The organism is Kaistia algarum (genome assembly GCF_026343945.1).
Lineage (GTDB): Bacteria > Pseudomonadota > Alphaproteobacteria > Rhizobiales > Kaistiaceae > Kaistia > Kaistia algarum.
The window spans coordinates 444,928-469,166 of record NZ_JAPKNJ010000001.1 but is presented as its reverse complement, the minus strand read 5'-3'; the positions used below and the strand labels follow the sequence as shown (position 1 = coordinate 469,166).

Sequence of the window (24,239 nt, the reverse complement as noted above, 5' to 3'; positions counted from 1 at the left end):
GTCTCAGCCGCTGGCGGTAAGGCGGATCGCGGGATAGCCCGCGTCCGCGATCCCGTCGCACAACTCTGACCATTCGCAATCCGCACAGGCGGTGCGGATGGTTCGCGCCTGGAAGGCGGTGCGCAGCGCCGCCAGCCGCTCTGCGCTCAGCGTCAATCGCGCGCCTTCGTCCGCCGGAATGCCGAGCAGGGCCGTGACGGAGGCCGCGGCCTTCGCGTCGCGGTCGACGATGCTGGTCTCAAAGCAATGATGGCCTTCGAGCGTTTCGACGGGCGCGCAGACATCATCCGGCCCGGCGACGACGAGGATTTCCTCGCCGGCCCCGAGCCGGGCGGTGATGGCGTCGAAGTTCGTGCAGAAGGCGTCCGTATAGCCCTTGCCCACATAGGTGAGCATGCAGAGCAGATGATGCGGACGCAGCCTTATTGTCACGCGGCGCCGTTGCTCCGCTTGGCGAGCGCGCGCTTCGCGACGACGAGCGTGCAGACGGCGAGCGCCGACTTCAGCAACGCGCCGACGATGAACGGGGTCACGCCGAGCGCGATCGCCTTATCGAGGCCGGTGAAGGTTGCGAGCCACAGCGCGCCGGGCACGAAGCAGATCGCCTGCGCCAGCAGCATGCCGAAGAAGGCGGGGACGATGCGCTGCGTCCAGCCCTGCTCGGCGAGCCAGCCCGCGAAGGCGGCGACCAGCGGGAAGCCGAACATGTAACCCGCCGTCGGGCCGACGAAATGCACCGCGCCACCGGCGCCGCCCGAAAGAACCGGGAAACCGACAACAGCCTCGGCAAGCCAGGCGATGACGGTGATCGCGCCGAGACGCCATCCGGCCAGCGCGCCGACGATGAGCACGGCGTAGGTCTGCATGTTCACTGGAACCGGCGCCAGCGGCACCTCGATGTAGGAGGACGCGGCGAGGAAGAGCGTGCCCAGGAAGATGAGGGCCACCTTGTGCGTCAGCGGCCGGCCGTCGAGGCGGAGCGGCACAAAGGCGGCGGGAGTGACGATGCGATCGGTCATGGAGAGGCCCGTGCTGGAGGGTCGAAAGGAGGGAATCAGACGTCGAGGCCCGGCCATGCCGCGATCGCGTCGATCGTCGCCGGCAGGTCAGCCATGCGGCTGATGACGGTCTCGGCACCGGCGGCGGTCAGCGCGTCGGCATGGCCCGGCCAGGAATGCGAGCCGCCGGTGAAGCCGATGACGCGCATGCCGGCCGCCTTGGCGCCGTGGATGCCGTGGGTCGAATCCTCGATCACGACGGCCTCGCGCGGATCGACGCCGAATTCCGCAGCGCCGTGCAGGAAGACGTCCGGCGCCGGCTTCGGCCGCTTGTTGCCGACCGCAACAGCCGAGAACACATAAGGGCGGAATCGATCATAGAGCTTGGTACGGGTCAGCGAGATCTTTAGCCGCTCCGGCGAGGAGTTCGAGCAGATGCAGCGCTGATAATCCAGCCGGTCGAGCATCTCATGCACGCCCGGAATGATCTCAAGCTCGGTGGAAAGACGGCGATCGAGCTCGGCGTCGGTCTCGTTGTGGAAATTCTCGGGAAGCGAATGGCCGAGATCGGCCTCGATCAGCTTGGCGATGCGGTCCCAGGTGAGGCCGGCAAAGCGATGCGACATCTCGTCGACGGAAATGTCATAGCCGACATCCTTGAGCCGCTCGCTGTCGACGCGGGAGGCAAGGATCTCGGAATCGACCAATACGCCGTCGCAGTCGAAGATCACGAGCATGAGTAGTCCAGTCGGTAGGGCGGTAGGGCCGGAAGGATTCGAGCGCTCTCTATCAGATCGAATCGACCCTGTCTGCGAACGATATTGCGGGTCCGCCCTGCGTCAGCGGACGGTGAGCGGCTCGGCGGCGAAGATCGCCTTGCCGTCGCCGGCAATGTATCGGATCTCGTAGCGGCCCGGCTGCTTCGGCGTCGTGAGCCGAACCTCCGGGTAGTTGGACCGTACGCGAGCCATGGTAACATGCTCCGTCGGGGCCGCGCCCGGAACCGCGACGACGATATCGTCGAAGCGAGCGCCAGGGCCGCTCCAGGTAACGATGATCCGGCTTCCCGCCTCGGCCGTCGCGGGCGCCTTGAGGCTCGCGGCCGGCGGATCGACCGTGAAATGCGTGCTGGCGCCGACATTGTCCTCGGCGGCGACATGGTATTGCGCCTCGTAAGAGCCGGCTTGGAGCGGTGCCTCCAGCGACACTGGCCTAGCCGTCTTGCTGACACGGATCGCGGCAATGGGGTCGCCGCCGCCCGCCGGCAGGACGCGGATCTCATCGAAGGGCGCCGCCGGGCCGGTCCAGGCGATCTGGAACGGCGCTCCCGCGGCGACGCTGGCCGGTGCCGAGACGCTGACGGGCGTCACGGTCACGTCGATGGTCCGGCTCGCGAGGATCGCGTTGAGCTCGGGATGATAATAGCGGATCTCATAAATGCCAGCCTCGGCAGGCGCCTTCAGGCTGCGACGCGCGCCATCTTCGCCGACGAGAACGCTGCGGATCTCGGAGCCCGGCGGCAGTCCCGGCCAGGCGATCTCGATCCGGTCATCCTTCGCCTTCGGCCCGTCATAGCCGACGCTGAACGCCTGCGACTGCAGGATGGTCGAGGGAGCATCGATCGAGGCGAAGGGGAGGTTTTCCGGCGGCGCCTTGGCGCTCGCCAGCGCCGCCGTGAGGCCGCCGCCGAGATCGGTGCCGTCCATGGCGTTCAGGAACTTGCCCCCGGTTTTCTCGGCGATGCAGGAGGCAGAGGGGATTTCGGTATCGTCGAGGCCGAGGCCGATGACCTCGATCGTCAGGTCCTTGGCCTTCTGTTTCAGCGATTCGGCCAGAACGCAGGGATCGGCCTCGCAGGCCTCGATCTTGTCGACGAAGACGACCAGCGTCGCCCGCTGGTGGCGATAGTCGAGCGCATTCGCGGCGCGGTCGATCGCCACCGCGAGCGCTGCCTTGCCGCGGGGCTGCAGCCCGGCCGCAGCGGCGGCGACGAGATCATTGCCATCCTGCTGCGGGCGCACCCGCACCTCGGCATCGGAACAACTGGACTTGCTCCGCCCGCCAAAGGCCAGCAGCCCGATGCGGGCTTCCGTCGGGAAATCGGCGACGGCGGTCTGGATCGCGTCGGCGACGAGGTCGGCCTTGCGGTCGCGGCCAAGCTTTCCCGCCATCGAGGCGGACGAGTCGACGACGAGCATGACATCGTCGGCGAAGGCTGGAACGGCGAGCGACAGGCTCGCGAGAAAGGCGCCGAACACGGCGAGGGAACGAAGGATCATCGGAGCCTCGGCAGGCGGCCCGTCGGGGGCCGGATCGGATCGCACCATAGACGAAGAGTTTCGGCGAAACGATGTCCCCTTTGCCACGGTTCTGCGAAACAATTGGTTAACCATGCTTCCTAACCCGACCTTCACCCTGTTCGCTAACCATGTCGGCATGTGGGCGTTGCGTGGGAGTGGCGGATGCGTGCGTTGCGGACGAAGACGGAAAGCGTGGCGGTGCGTCCCGCCTTCATCGATACGATTTTGAAGGGAGACTGCGTCGCGGCGTTGGAACAACTGCCCTCTGCCTCGATCGATGTCGTCTTCGCCGACCCGCCCTATAATCTCCAGCTCGAAGGCGGCCTGACCCGCCCTGACCAGTCAGTTGTCGATGCCGTCGACGACGAGTGGGACAAGTTCGCCAGCTTCGAGGCCTATGACGCCTTTACCCGCGCCTGGCTCCTGGCGGTGCGACGCGTGCTGAAGCCCGATGGCGCGATCTGGGTGATCGGCTCCTATCACAACATTTTCCGCGTCGGCACGATGCTGCAGGATCTCGGCTTCTGGATCCTGAACGATGTCGTCTGGCGCAAGACCAACCCGATGCCGAATTTCCGCGGCAAGCGCTTCACCAATGCGCATGAGACCATGATCTGGGCTTCGCGCGCGCCGAACTCGCGCTACACCTTCAATTACGAGGCTATGAAGGCCTTCAATGACGACGTTCAGATGCGCTCCGACTGGCTGCTGCCGATCTGCACCGGCGGCGAGCGGCTGAAGGACGACGATGGCAAGAAGATCCACCCGACCCAGAAGCCGGAGGCGCTTCTGGCGCGCGTCCTGCTCGCCTCGTCCAAGCCCGGAGACGTCGTGCTCGATCCGTTTTTCGGCTCGGGTACGACCGGCGCCGTGGCCAAGCGTCTCGGCCGTCATTATGTCGGCGTCGAGCGCGAGCAGACCTATATCGACGCCGCCACGGCCCGCATCGCAGCTGTCGAGACCGCCCCGGCCGCGTCGCTCGAATTGTTGAAAGGCAAAAGGTCGGAGCCGCGCGTTCCCTTCGGCTCGCTGCTCGAAATGGGCCTCGTCGTTCCGGGCTCGGTCCTGACCGATGCGCGCGGCCGTCACCAAGCCCGCGTGCGGGCCGATGGCTCGCTGGAATCCGGCGACCGGGTCGGCTCGATCCACCGTGTCGGCGCGCTGGTCCAGGGTTTCGATGCCTGCAATGGGTGGACCTTCTGGCACGTCCACCACAACGGCCGTCTGACGCTGATCGACGATCTGCGCAAGATCGTCCGCGACGAGATGGCGGCGGCGGGGGCTTGATGGCGGGTTCGCTCAGATGAAGCGGAAATCGGGCGGGTAGCTGTGGAAACCGTCGAAATCCGCCTTGCCGAGCGGAACCCCGGCCATGCGGAGGATCGCGAAGGCCGTCACCAGGTGAAAGAAGAAGTTCGGCAGCGCGTATTGCGTGACGAATGTCATCGCATCGGATTCGAACCGGGCCTCGCCGGCCCGTTCGCAAACGAGGCTTGATTCCTTCCCGTTGATATCTTCGGGCCGCAGCGCGGAGAGGGCCGCAATCCGCTCGGCGATCCGCAAGCGGAGCTCCGCCACGGACGTGGCCTCGGCTGAAGGCAGCGCTTCCAGCGCCGGAGCGATCGGCCGCAACGACCGGACGGTGAAGTCTGCCGCGATCAGGACCTGACGGCGTAGGTCGAACATGCCGTCGCTCAGCGACAGCACCAGGAACGTGGCCTCGTCTCGACCCTGATCAGCGGCATAGGCGGAGAGGCAGCCGAGCATGCCGTCGAGCCGCCCGAGATAGCGGATCAAGACCGGGACGGAGAGGTTGTAGAGATCGGCCACGCAGCCCTCGCTCCTGCCGCCGCCAGTCGCCAGGCGAGCTACGCCAGCAGCTTGATCCCATAACGCTTCAGATCCGCCCTCATCGTCGCCGGATCGACGAATCGCTCGGCGTTCCAGCCGGCGGCGCGGGCTGCTTCGATATTGGCCGGCATGTCGTCGAAGAACAGGATGCCGGCCGGGTCGAGGCCGTGGCTCTCGGCGTGCAGGTGGTAGATTGCGAGATCGGGCTTCACCAGCTTCACCTTCGCTGAAACGGTGATGCCGCGAAAGCTCTTCAGATAGGGGAAGCGCTGCTGGGCCTCGGTGAAGGTGTCATCGGCGAAATTGGTCAGCGCCGTCACGTCGTGGCCGGAGGCGATCAACGTTTCCAGGATGGCGGCGCTCTCCTCGATCGGTCCCGGCACCATCTCATGCCAGTTGCTTCGCCAGGCGCGGATGTTCTCCTCGTGATGCGGGAAATCGGCGATCACGGCCGCCTCCGCGTCCTCCCAGCTGCGGCCGCGATCCTGCTCGAGATTCCATTCATGGATGCTGACATCGTCGAAAAAGCGCTGGCGCGCCTCGGCATCCGGGATGAGGCGGCCATAGACGATTTCCGGGTCCCAGCGGATGAGCACGTTGCCGATGTCGAAAACGATGTGGCGGATCTCGGTCATGACGCGTTTCCCGGTTCGAGTGCCATGCTCATGGCGGCTTTCCGGCGGTATCGCAAGGGCATGACGGCTCTGTGATAGCAGTCACTGCGCATAAGCCGGGACGGGCGGACACTGCCGGCCGAGGGTAGGTTCGCCTGCTCGAGGAGGCCAGGAGGTGGCCTCGGATCGCAGGCCGGCGGGAACCTGCCGGCAGCGATCGACGCCTCGGAGGATGATCATGAGCCTTGCCGTTCCGGTGGCCCGCCCACCGCGAGATTTTGCTCGGACCCGGCGCCGCCGGTCCCTCGCCGCAGCCTTTGCCCTGATCCTCGCCTCGTTCGCCGCGCCCGCAGCCTGGGCGCAGCAGGCGATCGTGGGGCCGGAAGATATCGTGGCCACGGGCTTTTCGGGCTTTGCCGATGGCGCGACTCCCACCGGGGCCGATCCCCTCGATTACAAGATCATCGCGCCCAACGGCCCTTCGGCCCGCATCGTCGACGTATCGCGGCTTGGCCCGCAGGGCGGGCTCTCGCGGGTTTCGAAGCCGTTCACCGTGACCGCGGCCGAGATCGGCCAGGTATTTGGCGTCGCGCTCGACGACGCGCAGGCGCCCAACATCTATCTCGCGGCGACGGCTGCCTACGGGCTTTCGATCGGCGTTGCCGACCCGTCCGGCGCGGTGAAGCGACTGCGTCAGGGCGATGGCGGCGCCGCCTATATTCCTGGAATGTTCGGCCCGTCGGCTGAGGGCGGCGGGCCGGGCTCGATCTGGCGCATCGACGGTGCCGGCGGCCAGGCGACGAATTTTGCCAATATCGGCGATGGCTTGCCCGCGTCGCTCGGCGCGCTCGCCTTTGATCCGAAAAGCCAGCAGCTCTTCGTCTCCGACCGGGCCACCGGCCTGATCCATAGGCTCGGGCTCGACGGGAAGGATCGCGGCAATTTCGACCATGGCGTCGAGGCGCGGCCAGCGGCGGGTTTGCCGGATGCGCCGCTGGCGCCGATTTCGGTCGATATCACGACATCCGATTTCGACACGGAGCAGCCGGCGACCTGGGGTTTTGCCGATCCGGAGCGCCTGGTCTTCGGCCTCGCCGTCCAGGACGACCGGCTTTACTATGCCGTCGCGGCCGGCCCCGAGATCTGGTCGGTCGGCATTGCGGCGGACGGGTCCTTTGCCGCCGATGCGCGCTTCGAGCTCGCCGTTCCGGCATTGCAGGCTGGCATGGAGGTCGCCCAGATCGCCTTTGACGGCGAGGGGCGGCTTTATGCGGCCGAGCGTTCGCCGCCGACCGGTGCCTATGATTTTCAAGCCCTTGCGACGGGCGGCGACAGCCGTGTGCTGCGCTTCCTGCCGAAGCCGGTGCCGGACGGCAATCCCGGCTTCTGGCTTCCGGATCCCGAGACCTACGCGATCGGCCTCGCCCCCGAGCACCGCAATGCCGATGGCGGTATCGTGCTCGGTCGTGGCTATGATGCCAACGGCCGGATCGCGCTGGATCAGTGCCGCGCCACCTTGTGGTCGACGGGCGAGAAGCTGCTCGGCGATGGGGCCTCGAACGACCCGGTCGACGGACTTCAAGGCAACGATCCCTCGCTCGTCGCTCCCGCCAATGTGCCACCAATCGCGAGCTGGTTCGTCGACTATGACGACCTGCCGGGCGACCCGCTGAATGCGGGCCATATGGGCGCGCTCGCCGTTGTCGCCTGTCAGGGTGGCGTGCGGGCCGAAATCCCGCCGCCCCCGCCGCCGGTCATCGTCAACTGCCCGGTCGGCACGATGCTCGTCGGCGGCGCCTGCCTGCTGCCGCCGCGCTGCCCGCCCGGAACCCGCTTCCGCGACGGCTATTGCGTCGTGGTCGGCTGCCCGCCGGACATGGTCCGCGTCAACGGCGCCTGCATTCCCCCGCCTCGGATCTGCGATCGTTACGAGACCTTCGTCAACGGTCGTTGCCTGCCCTGGGCCTGCCCTGGCGATCTCGTCCGCATGCCGAACGGCTATTGCGGCTGCCCGCCGAGCGAGATCTATCTGCGCGGCAAATGCGTGCCGCCGCCAGCTTGCCCGCCGGGAATGGTCCAGACGCGGGATGGGCGCTGCCTGCCGCCGCCTTGCCCGGAATTCTGGCAGCGCGACCGGGCTGGCCGCTGCTTGCCGCCGGAGTGCCGTCGTCCCTTCGTTCAGGATCGGGCCGGCCGCTGCGTCTGCCCGCCGAACCTCGTGCAGAAGGGTCGCGAGTGCCTGCCGCCGCCGAAGCAGTGCCCGCCCGGATTTGTTGCGGGACCCAAGGGCCGCTGCGTTTGCCCGCCGAACCTGATCCAGAAGCGGGGCGTCTGCGTACCGCCGCCGGTGGTTCAGCCCTGCCCGGAGAACAAGGTGCGGGATGCGAAAGGTCGCTGCGTCTGCCCGCCGAACCTGATCCTGAAGCGGGGCATCTGCGTCCCGCCGCCGGTGGTTCAGCCTTGCCCGGAGGATAAGGTGCGGGATGCGAAGGGTCGTTGCGTCTGCCCGCCGAATACGATCCAGCGCAAGGGCCGCTGCGTGCCACCGCCCGTCGTCCAGCCTTGCCCTGAGGGCCAGCTGCGCGACAAGCGTGGCCGCTGCGTCTGCCCACAGGGCCTGATCCTGCGGAACGGTGTCTGCCGCCCGCCGGTGGTGATCGATTGTTCGCCGGGCTTCGTCCTGAAGGGCGGCACGTGCATACCGGTGCTGCGGCCCGACCTGCCGATCCGCCCGATCCCGCCGAAATGCGAGCCCGGCGAGCGCCTCGTGAACGGCCGGTGCATCACGGTCATCAACCCCGGACCGCTGTGCAAGAAGGGAACCGTGCCCCGGGATGGTCGCTGCGTGCCGATCCGGATCGAGACGCCGCAGAACGACAACCCCGAACCGCCGGTCCTGCGCCAGCAGGGCATCCAGCTGATGGTGCCGGGCAAGATGATGGTGGCGCCGCAGGATCCAGCGCCGCAATAGGGCCTGGTTCGGTTGAAGAAGGAGGGTGGCGGCCGGTATTTCCGGCCGTCACTTCTTTTTGCGCGTCGCTCCCGGCAGCGCCGCTTCCACGACCTTCTTCATGACGCTCGGAAGCGCCTCATGCGGCAGGTCGTGCCGCGCCGACCACCAATGGCCTTCCGGAGCGGCAAGCGCATTGTCGATGCTGGCCGTGAAGACGTCGAGCGTCAGCCCGAAATGGGTGAAGACATGGTTGACCGGGACGGAGGTCCGCTGCCAGCCGGCTTCTATCGGCGCGGCAGAGTGCCGTTTGTCGATAAGAAAACCCTCGGACCATTCGCTCCCCGGCACCTCGGCCATGCCGCCGAGCAGGCCGCGCTCCGGGCGCTTCCGGAGCAGCACCGCGCCATCCTCCCGAACCGCCACATAGGCCGCGCCTCGCCGCTCCGGCCTGACAGCCTTCGCGCCTCGTCGCGGGAAGGTTTCGGCATCTCCCGCGCGATAGGCTGCGCAGGCGCCGTTCCACGGGCAGAGCGAGCAGGCCGGCTTCTTCGGCGTGCAGATGGTGGCGCCGAGATCCATCATCGCCTGCGCATAGTCGCCGGCGCGCTTCTCAGGCGTCAGTTCGGCCTGCAGGCGGCGGATTTCCTTCTTGGCGGCGGGAAGCGGCGTCTCGATGCGAAAGACGCGCGCGATCACGCGCTCGACATTGCCGTCGACCACCGCCGCCGGCTCGTCATAGGCGATGGCCGCGATCGCCGCCGCCGTATAATCGCCAATGCCGGGAAGCTCGCGCAGCCCTAAGGCGCTGGACGGAAAGACGCCCGCAAGTTCGCCGGCCACCTGATCGGCGCAGGCCTTGAGGTTGCGCGCCCGCGAATAATAACCAAGCCCGGCCCAGGCCCGCATGACGTCGTCGACCGGCGCGGCGGCGAGATCGGCGACGCGCGGCCAGCGATCGAGGAAGGCCTCGTAATAGGGCTTCACCGTGGTGACGTTGGTCTGCTGCAGCATGATTTCGGACAGCCAGACCCGGTAGGGGTCCGGCTTGACGCCCGCGGCGCGCTCGCGCGGGCCAGTGCGCCAGGGCAGCCGCCGCGCATGGCGATCATACCAGGCGAGCAGATCGGAGGGGGAGGGGGAGGGGGTGTGGCGTGGCGGAATCATCCGCCCATTTTGGGCGAGGGAAGGCCTCTCCGCCAGCCCGGCGATGGCCGGCCTTTGATCGGGAGCAAGGCGCTTTCCACGCCGTCATGTTCATGAAGCCGAGCCGCGCCAAGCTCTCGCATCACCCATCCGGAGTGCCGCCATGCCGATACCGCCGTTGAAGCAGCTCGAACACGATGTCTCATTGCTCACAAAGGCCGTCCGCGCCGAGGGCGATGCTCGTCTCGACGACTGGTCGCCCTGGATCGGGCGCGAGGCGTTTCGCGACAGCGCCGCCAACCTTGCCGAATATCTGGCGCTGCGCAGCCGCGACATCCGTCCGCTGCAGCGCAGCCTGATGGTGCATGGCCTCTCTTCGGTCGGTCGGCTGGAGAGCCGCGTCATGCCGACGCTCCATGCTGTCGGCGCCGTCCTGAAGGCGCTGAATGCGGGCGCGCCGCTGGAGCCGGTCTCCTCCGAAGAAGCCTTCTTCATCGGCGAGAAGCGCCTTGCCGAGCGGACGGAGGAGATCCTCGGCCCCTCCGCCGCCCATCGTTCCGTCCATCTCCTCGTCACCTGCCCGAGCGAGGCGGCAGACGGGCCGGATTTCATGCGGAAGCTGGCCGAACTCGGCGTCGAAGCGATCCGCATCAACTGCGCCCATGACGATGCGGCGGCGTGGAAGCGCATGATCGATTTCGCCCATGCGGCAAGCCTTGCCACGGGACGCCCGATCAAGGTGCTGATGGATCTCGCCGGACCGAAGATCCGCACCGGCGCAATCCACCCGCTGGATGGAGGCAAGCGCATCCAGCTCGAGGAGCGCCTCGCCATCGCCGCGCCGGGCCGCCTTGCCGAAGCGCCGGTAGGCATCCTCGCCGTTGAATGCACGCTGCCGCAGGCGCTCGCCGCCGCGAAGCCGGAGGAACGGGTCTTCATCGACGACGGCAAGCTCGGCACGATCGTCGAGAGCGTCGCCGATTGGGGCATTGTCGTCCGAGTGAATGCCTCGCCGGACGAAGATGGCTATAAGCTGAAGGAGGAGAAGGGCGTCAATTTCCCCGACACTGACTTCCAGATCCCCGCGCTCACCGACAAGGACGTCGAGGACCTTTCCTTCATCGCCGCCCATGCCGACGGCATCGAATTCTCGTTCGTGCAGTCGGAGGCCGATGTCGCTCTCTTGCACGAGACCCTGGCGAGGATCCGCCCGGATTGGCAGAAACTGTCGTTGGTGCTGAAGATCGAGACGACGCGGGCCATCGCCAATCTCCCCGAGATCGTGGTGCGCGCCGCCGGCCGCCAGCCGACTGCGATCATGATCGCCCGCGGCGACCTTGCGGTGGAGATCGGCTTCGCCCGGCTCGCCGAAATCCAGGAGGAGATCCTGTGGATCGGCGAGGCGGCACAGGTGCCGGTGATATGGGCGACGCAGGTGCTCGAGCATCTGATCAAGAAGGGCTATCCCTCGCGCGGCGAAATGACCGACGCGGCGATGGCGGCCAGAGCCGAATGCGTCATGCTCAACAAGGGCCCGCATCTGTTCGAGGCGATCACCGAACTGGACGGCCTCCTCGCGCGCATGGGCGAGAACCAGCACAAGAAGACGCCGATGCTTCGGAAACTGATGAGCTGGTAGGGGGGCGTCGGGAGCTTTGGCGACCTACGGCAGCGGCTTCCCCTCTCGCGCGGGAGAGGGGAAGGAAGGGTAGTCGCCTCACCCCGCCTCCAGAAACCGCTCCGCCGCCTCCAGATCGACCGACACGAGCTGGCTCACCCCTCGTTCCGCCATCGTCACCCCGAACAGCCGGTTCATCCTCGCCATGGTGATCGGGTTGTGGGTGATGGTCACGAAGCGCGTGTCGGTCGAGCGGGCCATTTCGTCGAGGAGGTTGCAGAAGCGTTCGACATTGTGGTCGTCGAGCGGGGCGTCGACCTCGTCGAGGACGCAGATCGGCGCCGGGTTGGTGAGGAAGACGGCGAAGATCAGCGCCATCGCCGTCAGCGCCTGCTCGCCGCCGGAGAGAAGCGTCATGGTCTGCGGTTTCTTGCCCGGCGGGCGGGCCATGATCTCGAGGCCGGCTTCGAGCGGATCGTCGGATTCGGTGAGCTGAAGCTCGGCCGTGCCACCGCCGAAGAGATGGGTGAAGAGCCGCTGGAATTCGGCATTCACCACCTCGAAAGCGGCCAATAGCCGCTCGCGGCCCTCGCGGTTGAGGCTGGCAATGCCGAGGCGCAGGCGCCTTATCGCCTCGATGAGGTCGTCGCGATCGGTGATCAGCGTCTCGCGCCGCGCGGCGGTCTCTGTCGCCTCCTCCTCGGCGCGCAGATTGACGCCGCCGAGCTTCTCGCGCTCCTGCTTCAGCCTTTCGAGGCGGGTTTCGACCTGGGCGAGATCGGGCAGCGGCGCAGCGAGGTCGATCTCGGCGAGCTTTGCGACCTCATGCGGCTCGCAATCGAGGATCTCGACGATGCGGGCGCCGATCTCCTGCCGGCGATCCTCGGCCGCCTTCAGCCGCTCCTCGGAACGGCCACGCTGCTCGCGCGATTGCGACAGCTCGGCCAGTGCTGCCTGCGCTGCCCGGTCCGCCGCGACGCTGCCGGCCTCGGCCTCGCCGCGTCGCTCGGCCGCCTCGCGCCGTTCTCCCTCGGCTTTAAGGATGGCGGTGAGCAGCGCACGGCGCTTCGTCTCGATCTCGGCCGGCGAATCGGCGTGGGTCGTCCGCTCCGCTTCGATCGTGCCGAGCCGACCCTGCAGAACGCGGAGCTGGCTCTCGGCCCCCGCCGCGCGCTGGATCCAGCCCTTGCGCTCATCCGCGATCGCCGAGAGGCGGCGGCGGCGATTGTCGCTCTCTCGCGCCATCTGGTCGGCGGTGGCGCGCGCCTCGGCGAGAAGGGCGCGGGCTTCGGCGACGGCGGCGCGGCCGAGCGCCATTTCCTGCTCGGCGCGGCTGGTATCGGCGGCCTCCGCCAGCGCGGCTTCGGCGGCATGGTGCTGAGCCTCGGTCTCGGTTAGCGAATCGGCGAAGCGCTGGCGGGCTTCCTCGACGGCCGTGCGCCGCGCCGTCAGCCGCCCGGCCTCGCGCTCGGCAATGGCGAGCCGGTTTCGCGCCTCGTCCAGCCGCGCCCGTGCGCCGCGAACGGCTTCGCGCGCCTGTCGTTCGGCGTCGAGCGCGGAACGGGCGGCCTGGGCGGTGCGGTCGAGCGCCTCGCGCCGCTCGGCTGTGAGCTGGCGCACTGCGGCGGCTTCCGTTTCCAGTTCGGCGAGGCGATTGCGGCTGGCGAGGCGCTGCGCCGCCGCGGTCGGCGCGTCGGCGGTGGCGACGAAGCCGTCCCAGCGCCAGAGGTCCCCCTCGCGCGAGACGAGGAGCTGCCCCGGTGCCAGCATCGCCTGCAGCATCGGGCCCTCGATGCGGGCGACGATGCCGATCTGCACCAAAGCGCGGGCGAGCACGGCAGGGGTCGTGACCTTATCGGCGAGTGGCGTCGCCCCGGCCGGCAGCTTCGGGTCGCCGGCGAGCGGCGGCACGTTTCGCCAATGCGTGACGGCAGAAAGATCGTCCGAGGCGTCGAGCCCATCGCCGAACGCCGCCGCTAACGCAGCTTCGAAGCCGCGTTCGACGGAGAGCGAATCGAGGATCGGCGGCCGGCGGCCTTGGATCGTGCCGGCGCCGAGGATCTTGGACAGCGTGCGCGCCTCGGTCTCGATCGCGGCGAGCGAGCGCTCGGCCTCCGTCAGCGGACCGCGCGCGGCCGCTTCGGCCTCGCGGGCGGCAGACGAATCGCGTTCCGCCGCGCTCGTGCGGGCCTCGGCGGCGGCGAGCGCGGCCTCAGCTTCCGCCGCGCCGGCCTGCAATCCCGTCATGCCGGGCAGGGCTGCGATCTGGCCGTCCAGCGACGTCTTCTCGCGTTCGACCTCGGCCAGTTGCGAACGGGCGCGGGCCAGCCGCTCGCCGGCTTCGCGCGCCCCGCGCTGCAATTCTCCCCGGCGGGCGACGAGGGCCGCATGGGCGGCGCTGGCTTCCGTCAGCCGCGCCTCGCGGCCCGCCAGTTCCGTCTCGGCCGCTTCCCGCGCTTCCCGCGCCTTGGCGAGTCGGGCGGCAATATCGGCCTCGCCTGATTCGATCTCGGTCCGCTCAAGGTCCAGCTTTTCGACGAGGCCAGCATTCTCGCGCGCCATGCGCGCCTCGCGCTCGATATCGCCGCGCACCTGCGCCATCTGGCGGTCGAGATCGGCGATCCGCTCGCGCAGCCGCTTTTCGTCGGCGTCGAGCGCGTCGCGGGCGAGCACGAGCCTTTGCAGCGCGGCGGCGGCGGCAGCCTCGGCCTCGCGCAGCGCCGGCAGGGCAGAGCCGGCCACGGCCTGGTCGCGCGCCGCCTTGCCCTGTGCCTCGGTACGTTCGGTGACGAGGCGATCGGCGGCCTCCAGCGCCATTTGCGTCGCGCGCACCTGCTCACCCGAGGCGGCGAGCTTCAGATACAGCGCGGTCGCCTCGGCGCGGCGGATATCGCCGGAGAGATTTCGATAGCGATTCGCCTGGCGCGCCTGGCGCTTGAGGGCCTCCAACTGCGCCTCGATTTCGGAGACGACGTCTTCCAGCCGTTCGAGGTTGGTCTCGGCCGCCCGAAGCCGTTGCTCCGCCTCGTTGCGGCGCGAATAAAGGCCGGAAATGCCGGCGGCTTCCTCCAGGATCGCGCGCCGCGCTTGGGGCTTGGCCGAGATCAGCTCGCCGATCCGGCCCTGGCCGACCATGGCCGGCGAGCGCGAGCCGGTCGAGGCGTCGGCGAACAGCAGCTGCACGTCGCGGGCGCGCACGTCCCGGCCGTTGATCTTGTAGACTGAACCGGCCTCGCGCTCGATCCGCCGCGTTACTTCGAGCTGGTCGGCATCGTTGAAGGCGGCCGGCGCCTTGCGGGCAGCGTTGTCGACGAAGAGCGTCACTTCGGCGGTGTTGCGGGCCGGGCGATTGCCGCTGCCGGAGAAGATGACGTCGTCCATGCCGGACGCGCGCATGTTCTTGTACGAGCTCTCGCCCATCACCCAGCGCAGCGCCTCGACGAGGTTCGATTTTCCGCAGCCATTCGGCCCTACAATGCCCGTAAGGCCCGGCTCGATGACGAAGTCGGAAGGCTCGACGAAGGATTTGAAGCCGATGAGGCGAAGCCGCGTGAACTTCATGGCGCGGCCGTCAAAAAGACAAAGGCCACCCGCCCGGCGGGCGGATGGCCAGTCGGATGGAGGGCTGCGTCAGACGAGCAGCTTCTCGATTTCTTCGAGCGTAAGAGCACCCGGTGCCTTCACTCCGTTGATGAAGAAGGTCGGCGTCGCGTCGACCCCGAAGGTCTTCGCGCCGCGATCCTTGACGGCGTTCACTGCATCGAGCAGCGCCTGGTTTTTCAAGGCCAGCTCGAAAGTCTCCTGTGTAAAACCGACCTGCTTGGCAAGGTTTAGCAGCGCCGGCACCGGGGCATCGACAAAAGCCCAGTTGGCCTGCTGGTCGAAGAGGAGGTCGACCATCGGGTAGAAATTGTTGCCAGGCGCCGCATGGGCCAGCATGAAACCGGCGGTGGCGAGCGGATCGAGCGGGAAGTCGCGCAGAATGAAGCGCACCTTGCCGGTGTCGATATATTTCGTCTTCAGGTCCTTCCACGTCGTGTCGTGGAAATGCTTGCAATGCGTGCAGGTCAGCGACGCATATTCGACGATGGTGTTCGGAGCATCGGCCGGGCCGAGGCTCTGGTCGCCGAGCGGGCCGGGCTTCATGAGCTCGGCAATATCGACCTTGTCGGCGGCGAAGGCGCCCGCAGGGAGCGCCGCCAGAGCACCGGCTCCCAATGCGGCGCCGCCCAGTCCGGTGAGAAACGCTCTACGATTGAACGGCACGATCACAGTCTCCTTGGGTCGTGCGCTGCGCCGGGCGCCGCGCGCTATGGCTTTGCGGCGAAACGATTGCCACGCCTGCGCAATGCATTGCCACAAAAATTGCGGCGAGCGTGCGGGCGCGCGCCTTCACAATCTCTCGACCGCCCGGAAGACGCCGCGGCCGAGCCGTTCCAGCGCCTCGCGCAACGGGTCGCTGTCGATCGCCTCGACACACTCCTTTATATGGGCCTCGGAACGAGCGGAAATCGGCGCCGGTGCGGTACGGTCGGCGGCGCGCGAGGATGGCTCGACCGGGCCTTGCACGATCTTGAGGGTCGAGATGGCGGCGAAGCCCAGGAAGGCGTTGACCTTTTCCAGGATCAAGGTCGTCTCGTGCTGGAGATAGATCGCCATGCCGGCATCGACGCGGACGATCAGCGTGGCGCCGCGCGAGGACGCCGATTCGCGGCGCGGCCAGGCGATCTTCTCCGGCTGGGTGACGCGGGCGTAGCGCGGACCGACGATTTCGTCCCAGGCGCCGATCAGATCGGCCGAGGCGAAGCCGCGCTTGGCGCAGATCGGATCGATCACGCTGCCGATCAGCGCGCCGATCGGCCGTGCCTCGCGTCTGTCGCCTTTTCGTGTCGTCTCCGCCATGCCGAAGGTGTCGCACGACGCCGCCCGAAGGGGAAGGGCGCCCCGCCAAAGCCGCGCCGCATTGAACGAGAAGGGGTATGCTGCTTTAGAGAAATTACAGACGAATCATATAGTTACGATCGGGCCGACTCGCCTTGACACGCCATGATGCCGTCACTATTGTGCGCGCGGTTTCGGGGAAGGCGCGAAGTATGCCCTGTATCCATTGCCTGGCGAGGGTGGCGCGATGAGCGAGTCGGGTTCGCAAGGTGACGGGGGCAGGGGGAGACGTTCCGCCGAAGACGAAGCCGCGTTGTCCGAAAGGCTGCGCAAGCTCGGAAGCAAGCTCGACAAGGTTGCGGAAGAGCAGAAGCGCGAGGCCGACAAGGCGGCACCATCCGGCGGCATGCAGGGAATGGGGCTGGCTTTCCGGGTGGCGGGCGAGTTTGCCTCTGGCGTCCTGGTCGGCGCGGGTTTGGGCTGGCTCTGCGATCATTTTCTCGGTACGTCCCCCTGGGGACTTATCGTGCTTCTGTTGCTTGGCTTTTTTGCGGGCGTCCTGAATGTGCTAAGGGCGGTCGGCAAGGTGTCCCAGCCGGAAGAGCGGTTGAACCGCCGTCCTGGCGGCGGCAAGGATTGAATACGGAGCCGTGGCCGATGCCGCGGCGATAGAAGGAAAAGGCGGGCTCGGTGGCGAACGATCCGATCCATCAGTTTCAGATCCACGAGTATTTCCCGCTCGGCCAGTTCGGCGGCATGGAGTTCCATTTCACGAACTCCGCTCTGTCCATGATCGCCAACGTCGCGGTGGTCACCGGCTTCCTCTATTTCGCGACTTCGAAGAAGAGTCTCGTCCCCGGGCGCGTCCAGTCGGTCGCGGAACTCGGCTACGAATTCGTCGCCAACACGCTGAAGTCGAGCGCGGGCAAGGAGGGGATGCGCTTCTTCCCCTTCGTCTTCTCGCTGTTCTCCTTCATCCTGATGGCCAATTTCTTCGGGATGTTCCCCTATTTCCTGACGGCGACCAGCCAGATCATCATCACCTTCGCGCTCGCGATGACGGTGATGCTGGTGGTGGTCGGCTATGGCTTCTATCGCCACGGCATCGGCTTTCTCGGCCTTTTCGTGCCGCATGGCGTTCCGGGCGCGGTGATACCGCTCGTTTCCGCGATCGAGGTGATCTCGTTCCTCTCGCGGCCGATCAGCCTCTCCGTCCGTCTTTTCGCCAACATGCTCGCCGGCCACATCACGCTGAAGGTGTTCGCCGGCTTCGTGGTGACGCTGGCCAGCCTCGGTGCCGTCGGCATCGGTGGCGCCATCGTGCCGCTGGCGATGACCGTGGCGCTCACGGCGCTTGAGTTCCTCGTCGCATTCCTGCAGGCCTATGTCTTCACCATCCTGACCTGCATGTATCTGAACGACGCCCTGCATCCCGGCCACTAGGGCCACCGCACGGCACCCCTCAACACGATTTCGAATTACCCCTGAAGGAGAGAATGCAAATGGATCCGATCGCCGCCAAGTACATCGGTGCTGGTCTCGCTTGCTTCGGCATGGCCGGCGCGGCCCTCGGCCTCGGCAACATCTTCGGCAGCTTCCTGTCGGGCGCTCTGCGCAATCCGTCGGCTGCCGACGGCCAGTTCGGCCGTCTGATCCTCGGCTTCGCCGTGACGGAAGCGCTGGGCATCTTCTCGCTGCTCGTCGCCCTGCTGCTGCTGTTTGTCGTCTAATCCGGCGGGCCGGCTCTGGCCGGCCTGAAGGCTGTTCGCGTGCGGCGGCGTTTCCGCCGCACGACGTCGTCCGTTTGAACCGGGGTCTTTGATGACTTGGCTCGTCAGCGCCGCCATGGCGCAAGAATCGGCACCAGCTCCGGCCACGGCTCCGCCGGCGGCTGAAGGCGCGGCTGCCCCGGCAACGGGTCATGCCGAGACCGGCGCGGCTCCGGCCGAAGCTGCGACTCATACCGAAGTCGGGCATGGCGGCGAACATAAGGGCCCGTTTCCGCCCTTTGACACGCACACGTTCCCCTCGCAGATCTTCTGGTTCATCATCTGCTTCGGTGTGCTCTACATCCTGATGAAGCGGGTGATCGCTCCGCGCATCGGCTCGATCGTCGAGGGCCGCGCCGAGCGGATTGCGAATGATATCGCCGAGGCGCAGCGCCTGCGCACCTCGTCGGATGCGGCGCTCGCCGCCTATGAAAAATCGCTCACCGAGGCGCGCGGCTCGGCCCAGAAGATCGCCCAGACGGCGACCGATGCGGCCAAGACGGCGGCCGACAAGCGCCGCGTCGAGATCGAGGCGGACGTTGCCGCCAAGCTCGCCGAGGCGGAGACGCGGATCGGCGACATCAAGTCCAAGGCGCTTGCCGATGTGGGCGCCATTGCCGAAGAGGCCGCGAGCGCGGTCGTCGAGGCTCTCATCGGACAGCAGCCGGCCTCGGATGAGGTCAAGGCCGCCGTCGCCGCGGTTGCGACCAAGTAGGAGGGCGGAACCATGGAGTTCGATGCTACATTCTTCGCGCTTGTCGGGCTGATCCTGTTCTTTGTGCTGATCGGCTATCTCGGCGTCCACAAGACGCTGGCCAAGGCGCTCGACAACCGCTCGGCCCTGATCGCCAAGGAACTCGACGAGGCCAAGCGCCTTCGCGAGGAAGCCGCCGCGCTGCTCGCGGACTACCAGAAGCGGGCCAAGGATGCCGAGGTCGAGGCTCGCTCGATCGTCGATCAGGCAGGCCGCGAGGCTGCCGCGCTCGCCGAGGAAGCCAAAGCCCGTCTGGAAGACTACGTCACCCGCCGCACCCGCATGGCCGAGGACAAGATCGCCCAGGCCGAGCATCAGGCGCTCGCCGAAGTCCGCTCGCTGTCGGCCGATGTCGCCATCGCCGCTGCCGAGAAGATCATGGCCGCCAAGGTGAAGGCTGGCGCGGGCGTCGGCCTGGTTGCCTCCGCGATCAACGAGGTCAAGAAGCGCCTCAACTGAGGCCTTTGCTTTACTCGGCGAGAATCAGCTCTTCGAAAATCACGCCGCCGGTCCATCCGGCGGCGTTTTCGTTGGTGAGCACGGCCCGAACCGGCGCGAAGGTCGTCCGGTGCAGCGCGCAGGCGCCGTGCTCGCGCAAGGCCGTCAGATGGAAGGCCGTGCCATAGCCCATGTGGCGGTCGAAGCCGTAGCGCGGGAAATGGCCGGCGGCGCGGATCATCATCCGGTCCCGCGTCACCTTGGCGACGATCGAGGCCGCCGCGATCGAGACGGAGCGCGCATCGCCCTTGACCAGCGCCTCGCTGGCGCAGGGCAACCCCGGTGGTACGTCAATGCCGTCGACGATGGCGTAGTCGGGGACCAGCGGTAGCCCGGCTGCGGCGCGGCGCATCGCCCAGAGCGTCGCCTGGCGAATATCGGTCGCCCCGATCCGCCCAACCGAAGCCGCCGCAACGGAAACGACCGCGTTGGCGAGAATCAGCGCGAATAGTCGTTCCCGTTCGGGGCGGCTGAGCTTCTTCGAATCGTCGAGGCCTTCGGGGATGTTGCGCGGGTCGAGAATAACTGCCGCCGCCACGACCGGCCCAGCCAGCGGCCCTCGCCCGGCCTCGTCGATGCCGGTAACCCGCTTCGAGCCAAGCCGCCGCAGGCGCCGCTCAATCGAATCGGTCGGGGCAGGGGGGAGTTCGAACAGCAAGGGTGATTCGGCAGGACGGCGGGCCATGGACCGACTGTCAGCAATCATGGGCGCGGAAGCAAGGCGGGGGAGGGTGGTTACGCTTCACCTCTCTAAAGGGAGAGGTGAAGGGAAAGCGTCTCTACTTCGCCTTCCGGCGAATCATCACCGCCTTGCCGCCGGCCTCCATGTCGACGCGGCGGATTTCGACGCCCGGCACCGTTTCCATCAGGTCGACCATCTTGCGATAGCCGAAATTGCGCGGGTCGAAATCGGGCATGCGCTTGAACAGGATGGTGCCGACCGCGCCCAGATGCGCCCAGCCATCGTCGCCGGAGACGTCCTCGATCGCCGAGAAGATCTCGTCCTTCGGCAGCTTCGGGCCAGTCTTGGCAGGCGCGGCGGCGGTCTTCGCCTTGGCCGGGGCCTTCTGCGCCTTCTCTTCGGCGAGCAGCAGATCGCAATAGAAGAAGCGGTCACAGGCGGCAACATAAGGCTTGGTCGATTTCTGCTCGCCGAAGCCATAGACGACGAGGCCATCCTCGCGGATACGGCTCGCCAGCGTCGTGAAATCGCTGTCGCTGGAGACGATGCAGAAGCCGTCCAGCCCCTTCTCATGCAGCATGTCCATGGCCTCGATGGCGAGCTTCATGTCGGTAGCATTCTTGCCGACGGCGGCCGGCGGGACATGCACGGGCGTCAACGCATGGCTGTGGAGCAGCGGCTGCCACGCGTTCATCGTGCTGGAGGCGAAATGGCCATAGACCCGGCGGATGACGATCCGCCCGAGCGTCGAAGCCTCGCGGATGACGATCGGCAGAAATTCGGCGCGGACATTGTCGGCGTCGATCAGCAGCGCCAGCTTCGCGGTGGCATTCGGGGCGGCATCGGTCATTCGTAACTCCAAACGCCGCGCGAGCGGAACGTTCGGGCGACTTCTATTGAGCCGCCATTCTCGCACAGGCGCGGCGCTATCGCACGCCTTCAGAACAGGCTGAGCTGCTTCACCATTTCGGCGGGCGGCGCGAACAGATCGGTGCGGAGCTTCAGATGCCGCCGGTTCAATTCCAGCCGCTTGGCCGCGATCTCGAAGCGACGGCCGATCTGCCAAGCATAGGGTCCCTCGCCCTTCTGCCGCTTGCCGAAGGCAGCGTCATAATCCATGCCGCCGCGCATCGAGCGCAGCAGCGTAAGGACATGGCGGTAGCGATCGGGATAATGGCGCAGCAGCCATTCCTTGAAGATCTCGTTCACCTCGAGCGGCAGCCGCAGGATCACATAGCCGGCCTCGGTCGCGCCGGCCGCCGCTGCCGCGTCCAGAATGCGTTCGATTTCGGAATCGTTCAGAGCCGGGATGATCGGCGCCGTCATGACACCCACGGGAATGCCGGCATCGGCCAATCCCCGGATCGCGTCGAGCCGGCGCGTCGGCGTCGCGGCTCGGGGCTCCATGGCGCGCGCCATCTCCCGGTCGAGCGTCGTGATCGACAGCGCGACCTTGGCGAGGCCCTTTTCCGCCATCCGGCCCAGAATATCGATGTCGCGCAGGACCAGCGCCGATTTGGTGAGAATGCCGACCGGATGGTTGAAGCGCTCCAGCACTTCCAGAATGTCGCGCATCAGCCGGTGCTGGCGCTCGATCGGCTGATAGGGGTCGGTATTGGTGCCGATGGCGATCGTGCGCGGCTTGTAGCCGGGCGCCGAAAGCTCCTTCTCCAGCATGCGGGCGGCGTCCGGCTTGTAGAAAAGCTTCGATTCGAAATCGAGGCCGGCGGAAAGGCCCATATAGGCGTGGGTCGGCCGCGCGAAGCAGTAGCTGCAGCCATGCTCGCAGCCGCGATACGGATTGATCGAGCGATCGAAGCCGATATCCGGGGAATCATTGCGCGTGATGATCACGCGCGCCTTTTCCGCCTGCACATCGGTCTTGAAGGGCGGCAATTCGTCTAAGCTCTGCCAGCCATCGTCGAACGTTTCGGCCTGCAGTCGCTCGAAGCGGCCGGAATGGTTCGACTGCGCGCCACGGCCGCGGCGGCGGTCGGGATCGATGGCCGCGGCGGCCGCATCGGGCATCAGCGGCAGCGGATCGAGGGCCGGATCGAGGGGGCGAGCGAGCGACATACCGGAAGGGTAGGTCGAGAGAGAGAACAAATCAAGAACATTAACTTAAGGTCCTTACAAACTGCGGCATTCGTCTCGCGATTGATGAAAATTGGCGCTAAGCAAGGGGAATGATCAGTGTGATCCTTCCAACATGCAACGACGAGGTGGCCCTCGCCCATGCGCTGGCGGCGCTGGTGCCGGCCGCCGCCGACGGCATGGTGCGCGAAGTCATCGTCGCGGATGCCAGTTCGGAGGACGGCACGCTTCAGGTGGCCGATGCCGCCGGCTGCCGCATCTTCAGGGGCGGCGCCTCGCTGGGCGAAGACCTGTCGCGCGCCGCCGCGCTCGCGCGTTCCGACTGGCTGCTCTTCCTGTCGCCGCGCGCCATGCTGGAGCCGGGATGGCAGCGCGAGGCTCATGATTTCATCGACCGCGTCGCCATGTCGCCGGCCGGAGGAGAGCGCGCCGCCGTATTCCGCTACACGCGACCTGAATTTGGCTTCCGCGCGCGTTTCGCCGAGATGGCGGCCGGCCTGCGCTCGCGCCTGTTCGCCGCGCCCAATCTGGAGGAGGGCCTGCTGGTTCCGGCCCGGCTCTATCGCGAACTCGGCGGCCACCGCGCGCTGCCACGCCTCGTCGAGGTCGATCTCGCGCGCCGCATCGGCCGTGGGCGGCTCGTCTTCCTGCGCGCCCGCGCCGTGGTGCGCCGCGATACGCCGCAGGCGCTTGCCACGCGCGGCCTCAGCGACAGTACAGCCTAGACGGCCTGTCAGCCCCGCAGCTTGCCGCGCTTCAAATGCTCGTCCAGCCTCGGCATAATCTCGACGAAATTGCACGGCTGGCTGCGATAGTCGAATTGCGGCGCGATGATCCCGTCCCAGGCATCCTTGCAGGCGCCGGTGGAGCCCGGAACGACGAAGATGAAGGTCGATTTCGCAAGGCCGGCGGTGGCGCGCGATTGCACCGTCGACGTGCCGATCTTGTCGTAGCTGATGCGGTGGAAGACAGCGGAGAAGCCCTCCATTCGCTTGTCGAACAGCGGCTCGATCGCCTCGGGCGTCACGTCGCGGCCGGTGAAGCCGGTGCCGCCGGTGGTGATGACCACGTCGATGCCGGCATCGTCGATCCAGCGCGAAACCACGGCGCGGATGGCCTCGATATCGTCCGTCACGATCGCCCGATCCGCGAGGCTATGCCCGGCGCCCTCGATGCGCTCGGCCAGTGTCTGGCCGGATTTGTCTGTCTCCAGCGTGCGCGTGTCCGAAACGGAAAGCACCGCGAAGCGCACGGGGATGAAGGGCTGCGTCTCGTCGATGCGGACCATGGTGGCCTCCTGGAGGTTCGCGACAGTTTCCCATAGTTCGCCGGCCGGAGCGAGGCGGGATCAATCGCCCGGCGCATCGCTGACGACAAGGCCGTGCTTCGCCCACTCCCGCTCCGGAATCGGATCGCCGACGCGATAGGCGAAGGAGACGACCTTGCCGAGATCCGGTGCGACCGCGCAGCTGTAGCTGATCTGGTACCAGCGCCGCCGGCTGCGAAACGCGCCGCCATCGGCGGCCACGGCGTGTTCGGAGAGCTTCACCTCCGCCATCGCATAGGCGACGAGGAAATCGGGCTCAAGCAAAGGGGCATTCGCTGTGTGGACCTGTTCCAGCGCCTCGATGTTGCACAGTTGGATGATCCGCTCGTCCGGCGCCAGTCCCGGCAGCGCCTCGCGCGCCCGTCGGCTGCGCGGGTCGGCGAGGAGGCCGCCGGAGAAGAAGCGCGTTGCCTGCGTCATCTGCTCGCCGGAAGAGCGCGGTTCCGGTGTGGCGGAAGCGGGCGCTGCGGGCCTCAAGGCCGCCGGGCGCCGCGCGGTTGCCGCTTCGAACTGTTCGGGCGTCAGGATCTCGACGGCTAGGCTGTCTTCCTGACGCGTCCGCGGCAGCCGCGCCAGGGGCAGCAGGAGCAGCCCGACCGCAAGTGTGACGTGCAGCGCCAGCGCCGCCGCGGCCGGCAGGAGGAAGGGCTCCGGGCCGTCATCCGGCTCCAGCATCGGCCGGGGCGCGGCTCGCGGAAAGGGCAAGGCGATATTGGCAGCCGTCACGATGCCCTGATGATCAGGGCGCAATACGCCG

At 67.2% G+C, this 24,239-nt stretch carries 24 protein-coding genes; 9 read left to right on the top strand and 15 right to left on the bottom strand.

Annotated elements, in window-relative coordinates:
• Nucleotides 1-3 precede the first annotated feature (3 nt).
• The 4 genes from OSH05_RS02415 to OSH05_RS02400 all read right to left on the bottom strand — a co-directional run bounded on the left by OSH05_RS02415 (nt 4) and on the right by OSH05_RS02400 (nt 3,277).
• Nucleotides 4-432, bottom strand: coding sequence for a DUF1284 domain-containing protein (locus tag OSH05_RS02415; protein ID WP_104218663.1), 429 nt, complete (start codon nt 430-432; stop codon nt 4-6).
• The gene (locus OSH05_RS02410; RefSeq protein ID WP_104218834.1) at nt 429-1,019 is read right to left on the bottom strand and encodes a biotin transporter BioY; all 591 of its coding nucleotides are present in this window, start codon (nt 1,017-1,019) and stop codon (nt 429-431) included. The genes OSH05_RS02415 and OSH05_RS02410 overlap by 4 nt, the downstream gene beginning before the upstream one ends.
• 35 nt (nt 1,020-1,054) lie before the next feature.
• Nucleotides 1,055-1,735, bottom strand: a complete 681-nt coding sequence (locus OSH05_RS02405; RefSeq protein WP_104218662.1) for an HAD family hydrolase — start codon at nt 1,733-1,735, stop codon at nt 1,055-1,057.
• A 102-nt stretch (nt 1,736-1,837) separates the two neighbouring features.
• Nucleotides 1,838-3,277, bottom strand: coding sequence for a vWA domain-containing protein (locus tag OSH05_RS02400; protein ID WP_165801549.1), 1,440 nt, complete (start codon nt 3,275-3,277; stop codon nt 1,838-1,840).
• A 183-nt stretch (nt 3,278-3,460) separates the two neighbouring features.
• Here OSH05_RS02400 and OSH05_RS02395 point away from each other — a divergent pair, with 183 nt between their 5' ends.
• Nucleotides 3,461-4,585: a site-specific DNA-methyltransferase gene (locus OSH05_RS02395; protein WP_104218660.1), complete on the top strand. Its 1,125-nt coding sequence runs from the start codon at nt 3,461-3,463 to the stop codon at nt 4,583-4,585.
• Between the two features lie 12 nt (nt 4,586-4,597).
• Here the strand turns inward: OSH05_RS02395 and OSH05_RS02390 are convergent, their stop codons facing one another.
• Both OSH05_RS02390 and OSH05_RS02385 read right to left on the bottom strand, forming a co-directional pair.
• Nucleotides 4,598-5,128 carry a DUF1993 domain-containing protein gene (locus OSH05_RS02390; protein WP_165801548.1) on the bottom strand — a complete coding sequence of 177 codons (531 nt, stop codon included), beginning with the start codon at nt 5,126-5,128 and terminating at the stop codon, nt 4,598-4,600.
• 38 nt (nt 5,129-5,166) lie between these two features.
• Nucleotides 5,167-5,784, bottom strand: coding sequence for an HAD family hydrolase (locus OSH05_RS02385; protein ID WP_104218658.1), 618 nt, complete (start codon nt 5,782-5,784; stop codon nt 5,167-5,169).
• 217 nt (nt 5,785-6,001) lie between these two features.
• Here OSH05_RS02385 and OSH05_RS02380 point away from each other — a divergent pair, with 217 nt between their 5' ends.
• On the top strand, nt 6,002-8,734 hold the full coding sequence (locus OSH05_RS02380; RefSeq protein ID WP_133163092.1) for a hypothetical protein: 2,733 nt from the start codon (nt 6,002-6,004) through the stop codon (nt 8,732-8,734).
• Nucleotides 8,735-8,782: 48 nt separating this feature from the next.
• Here the strand turns inward: OSH05_RS02380 and mutY are convergent, their stop codons facing one another.
• Entirely contained in the window at nt 8,783-9,880 is a 1,098-nt protein-coding gene (gene mutY, locus OSH05_RS02375) for an A/G-specific adenine glycosylase (RefSeq protein ID WP_104218656.1), read from the bottom strand.
• A 142-nt stretch (nt 9,881-10,022) separates the two neighbouring features.
• Here mutY and OSH05_RS02370 point away from each other — a divergent pair, with 142 nt between their 5' ends.
• A complete protein-coding gene (locus OSH05_RS02370) occupies nt 10,023-11,498 on the top strand; it encodes a pyruvate kinase (protein WP_104218655.1) in 1,476 nt (491 codons plus the stop codon).
• A 78-nt stretch (nt 11,499-11,576) separates the two neighbouring features.
• On the opposite strand, the gene smc is transcribed toward OSH05_RS02370, so the two are convergent.
• From smc to OSH05_RS02355, 3 genes are all read right to left on the bottom strand, one after another.
• Complete coding sequence (gene smc / locus OSH05_RS02365; protein WP_104218654.1) at nt 11,577-15,038, bottom strand: chromosome segregation protein SMC; 3,462 nt, start codon at nt 15,036-15,038, stop codon at nt 11,577-11,579.
• Between the two features lie 69 nt (nt 15,039-15,107).
• Entirely contained in the window at nt 15,108-15,743 is a 636-nt protein-coding gene (locus tag OSH05_RS02360; RefSeq protein WP_266352026.1) for a DsbA family protein, read from the bottom strand.
• Between the two features lie 126 nt (nt 15,744-15,869).
• The gene (locus OSH05_RS02355; protein WP_104218653.1) at nt 15,870-16,379 is read right to left on the bottom strand and encodes a DUF721 domain-containing protein; all 510 of its coding nucleotides are present in this window, start codon (nt 16,377-16,379) and stop codon (nt 15,870-15,872) included.
• Between the two features lie 292 nt (nt 16,380-16,671).
• Here OSH05_RS02355 and OSH05_RS02350 point away from each other — a divergent pair, with 292 nt between their 5' ends.
• From OSH05_RS02350 to OSH05_RS02330, 5 genes are all read left to right on the top strand, one after another.
• Nucleotides 16,672-16,998, top strand: a complete 327-nt coding sequence (locus OSH05_RS02350) for an AtpZ/AtpI family protein (protein ID WP_323181340.1) — start codon at nt 16,672-16,674, stop codon at nt 16,996-16,998.
• A 50-nt stretch (nt 16,999-17,048) separates the two neighbouring features.
• Nucleotides 17,049-17,801, top strand: a complete 753-nt coding sequence (locus tag OSH05_RS02345) for a F0F1 ATP synthase subunit A (RefSeq protein WP_104218651.1) — start codon at nt 17,049-17,051, stop codon at nt 17,799-17,801.
• A gap of 59 nt (nt 17,802-17,860) precedes the next feature.
• Entirely contained in the window at nt 17,861-18,088 is a 228-nt protein-coding gene (locus OSH05_RS02340; protein WP_104218650.1) for a F0F1 ATP synthase subunit C, read from the top strand.
• Between the two features lie 115 nt (nt 18,089-18,203).
• Nucleotides 18,204-18,842: a F0F1 ATP synthase subunit B gene (locus OSH05_RS02335; RefSeq protein WP_104218832.1), complete on the top strand. Its 639-nt coding sequence runs from the start codon at nt 18,204-18,206 to the stop codon at nt 18,840-18,842.
• Between the two features lie 12 nt (nt 18,843-18,854).
• The gene (locus OSH05_RS02330; protein ID WP_104218649.1) at nt 18,855-19,340 is read left to right on the top strand and encodes a F0F1 ATP synthase subunit B family protein; all 486 of its coding nucleotides are present in this window, start codon (nt 18,855-18,857) and stop codon (nt 19,338-19,340) included.
• A 10-nt stretch (nt 19,341-19,350) separates the two neighbouring features.
• Here OSH05_RS02330 and OSH05_RS02325 read toward each other — a convergent pair whose 3' ends face one another.
• The 3 genes from OSH05_RS02325 to OSH05_RS02315 all read right to left on the bottom strand — a co-directional run bounded on the left by OSH05_RS02325 (nt 19,351) and on the right by OSH05_RS02315 (nt 22,137).
• Nucleotides 19,351-20,064 carry a ribonuclease HII gene (locus tag OSH05_RS02325; protein WP_104218648.1) on the bottom strand — a complete coding sequence of 238 codons (714 nt, stop codon included), beginning with the start codon at nt 20,062-20,064 and terminating at the stop codon, nt 19,351-19,353.
• A 94-nt stretch (nt 20,065-20,158) separates the two neighbouring features.
• Nucleotides 20,159-20,911 carry an NYN domain-containing protein gene (locus OSH05_RS02320; RefSeq protein WP_104218647.1) on the bottom strand — a complete coding sequence of 251 codons (753 nt, stop codon included), beginning with the start codon at nt 20,909-20,911 and terminating at the stop codon, nt 20,159-20,161.
• Between the two features lie 89 nt (nt 20,912-21,000).
• Complete coding sequence (locus OSH05_RS02315; RefSeq protein ID WP_104218646.1) at nt 21,001-22,137, bottom strand: PA0069 family radical SAM protein; 1,137 nt, start codon at nt 22,135-22,137, stop codon at nt 21,001-21,003.
• 110 nt (nt 22,138-22,247) lie between these two features.
• Between OSH05_RS02315 and OSH05_RS02310 the strand changes: the two genes are divergently transcribed.
• Entirely contained in the window at nt 22,248-22,880 is a 633-nt protein-coding gene (locus OSH05_RS02310) for a glycosyltransferase (RefSeq protein ID WP_104218645.1), read from the top strand.
• Nucleotides 22,881-22,888: 8 nt separating this feature from the next.
• On the opposite strand, the gene moaB is transcribed toward OSH05_RS02310, so the two are convergent.
• The gene (gene moaB / locus OSH05_RS02305; RefSeq protein WP_104218644.1) at nt 22,889-23,443 is read right to left on the bottom strand and encodes a molybdenum cofactor biosynthesis protein B; all 555 of its coding nucleotides are present in this window, start codon (nt 23,441-23,443) and stop codon (nt 22,889-22,891) included.
• Nucleotides 23,444-23,503: 60 nt separating this feature from the next.
• Nucleotides 23,504-24,232 carry a DUF930 domain-containing protein gene (locus tag OSH05_RS02300; RefSeq protein WP_266352024.1) on the bottom strand — a complete coding sequence of 243 codons (729 nt, stop codon included), beginning with the start codon at nt 24,230-24,232 and terminating at the stop codon, nt 23,504-23,506.
• Nucleotides 24,233-24,239 lie beyond the last annotated feature (7 nt).

Bases quoted from the DNA above. Each gene is read 5' to 3' on its own strand.
- OSH05_RS02410 (WP_104218834.1), bottom strand. From the start codon at position 1,019: ATGACCGATCGCATCGTCACTCCCGCCGCCTTTGTGCCGCTCCGCCTC.
- OSH05_RS02405 (WP_104218662.1), bottom strand. From the start codon at position 1,735: ATGCTCGTGATCTTCGACTGCGACGGCGTATTGGTCGATTCCGAGATC.
- OSH05_RS02400 (WP_165801549.1), bottom strand. From the start codon at position 3,277: ATGATCCTTCGTTCCCTCGCCGTGTTCGGCGCCTTTCTCGCGAGCCTG.
- OSH05_RS02395 (WP_104218660.1), top strand. From the start codon at position 3,461: ATGCGTGCGTTGCGGACGAAGACGGAAAGCGTGGCGGTGCGTCCCGCC.
- OSH05_RS02385 (WP_104218658.1), bottom strand. From the start codon at position 5,784: ATGACCGAGATCCGCCACATCGTTTTCGACATCGGCAACGTGCTCATC.
- OSH05_RS02380 (WP_133163092.1), top strand. From the start codon at position 6,002: ATGAGCCTTGCCGTTCCGGTGGCCCGCCCACCGCGAGATTTTGCTCGG.
- mutY (WP_104218656.1), bottom strand. From the start codon at position 9,880: ATGATTCCGCCACGCCACACCCCCTCCCCCTCCCCCTCCGATCTGCTC.
- OSH05_RS02370 (WP_104218655.1), top strand. From the start codon at position 10,023: ATGCCGATACCGCCGTTGAAGCAGCTCGAACACGATGTCTCATTGCTC.
- smc (WP_104218654.1), bottom strand. From the start codon at position 15,038: ATGAAGTTCACGCGGCTTCGCCTCATCGGCTTCAAATCCTTCGTCGAG.
- OSH05_RS02355 (WP_104218653.1), bottom strand. From the start codon at position 16,379: ATGGCGGAGACGACACGAAAAGGCGACAGACGCGAGGCACGGCCGATC.
- OSH05_RS02340 (WP_104218650.1), top strand. From the start codon at position 17,861: ATGGATCCGATCGCCGCCAAGTACATCGGTGCTGGTCTCGCTTGCTTC.
- OSH05_RS02335 (WP_104218832.1), top strand. From the start codon at position 18,204: ATGGCGCAAGAATCGGCACCAGCTCCGGCCACGGCTCCGCCGGCGGCT.
- OSH05_RS02330 (WP_104218649.1), top strand. From the start codon at position 18,855: ATGGAGTTCGATGCTACATTCTTCGCGCTTGTCGGGCTGATCCTGTTC.
- OSH05_RS02325 (WP_104218648.1), bottom strand. From the start codon at position 20,064: ATGGCCCGCCGTCCTGCCGAATCACCCTTGCTGTTCGAACTCCCCCCT.
- OSH05_RS02320 (WP_104218647.1), bottom strand. From the start codon at position 20,911: ATGACCGATGCCGCCCCGAATGCCACCGCGAAGCTGGCGCTGCTGATC.
- OSH05_RS02315 (WP_104218646.1), bottom strand. From the start codon at position 22,137: ATGTCGCTCGCTCGCCCCCTCGATCCGGCCCTCGATCCGCTGCCGCTG.
- OSH05_RS02310 (WP_104218645.1), top strand. From the start codon at position 22,248: ATGATCAGTGTGATCCTTCCAACATGCAACGACGAGGTGGCCCTCGCC.
- moaB (WP_104218644.1), bottom strand. From the start codon at position 23,443: ATGGTCCGCATCGACGAGACGCAGCCCTTCATCCCCGTGCGCTTCGCG.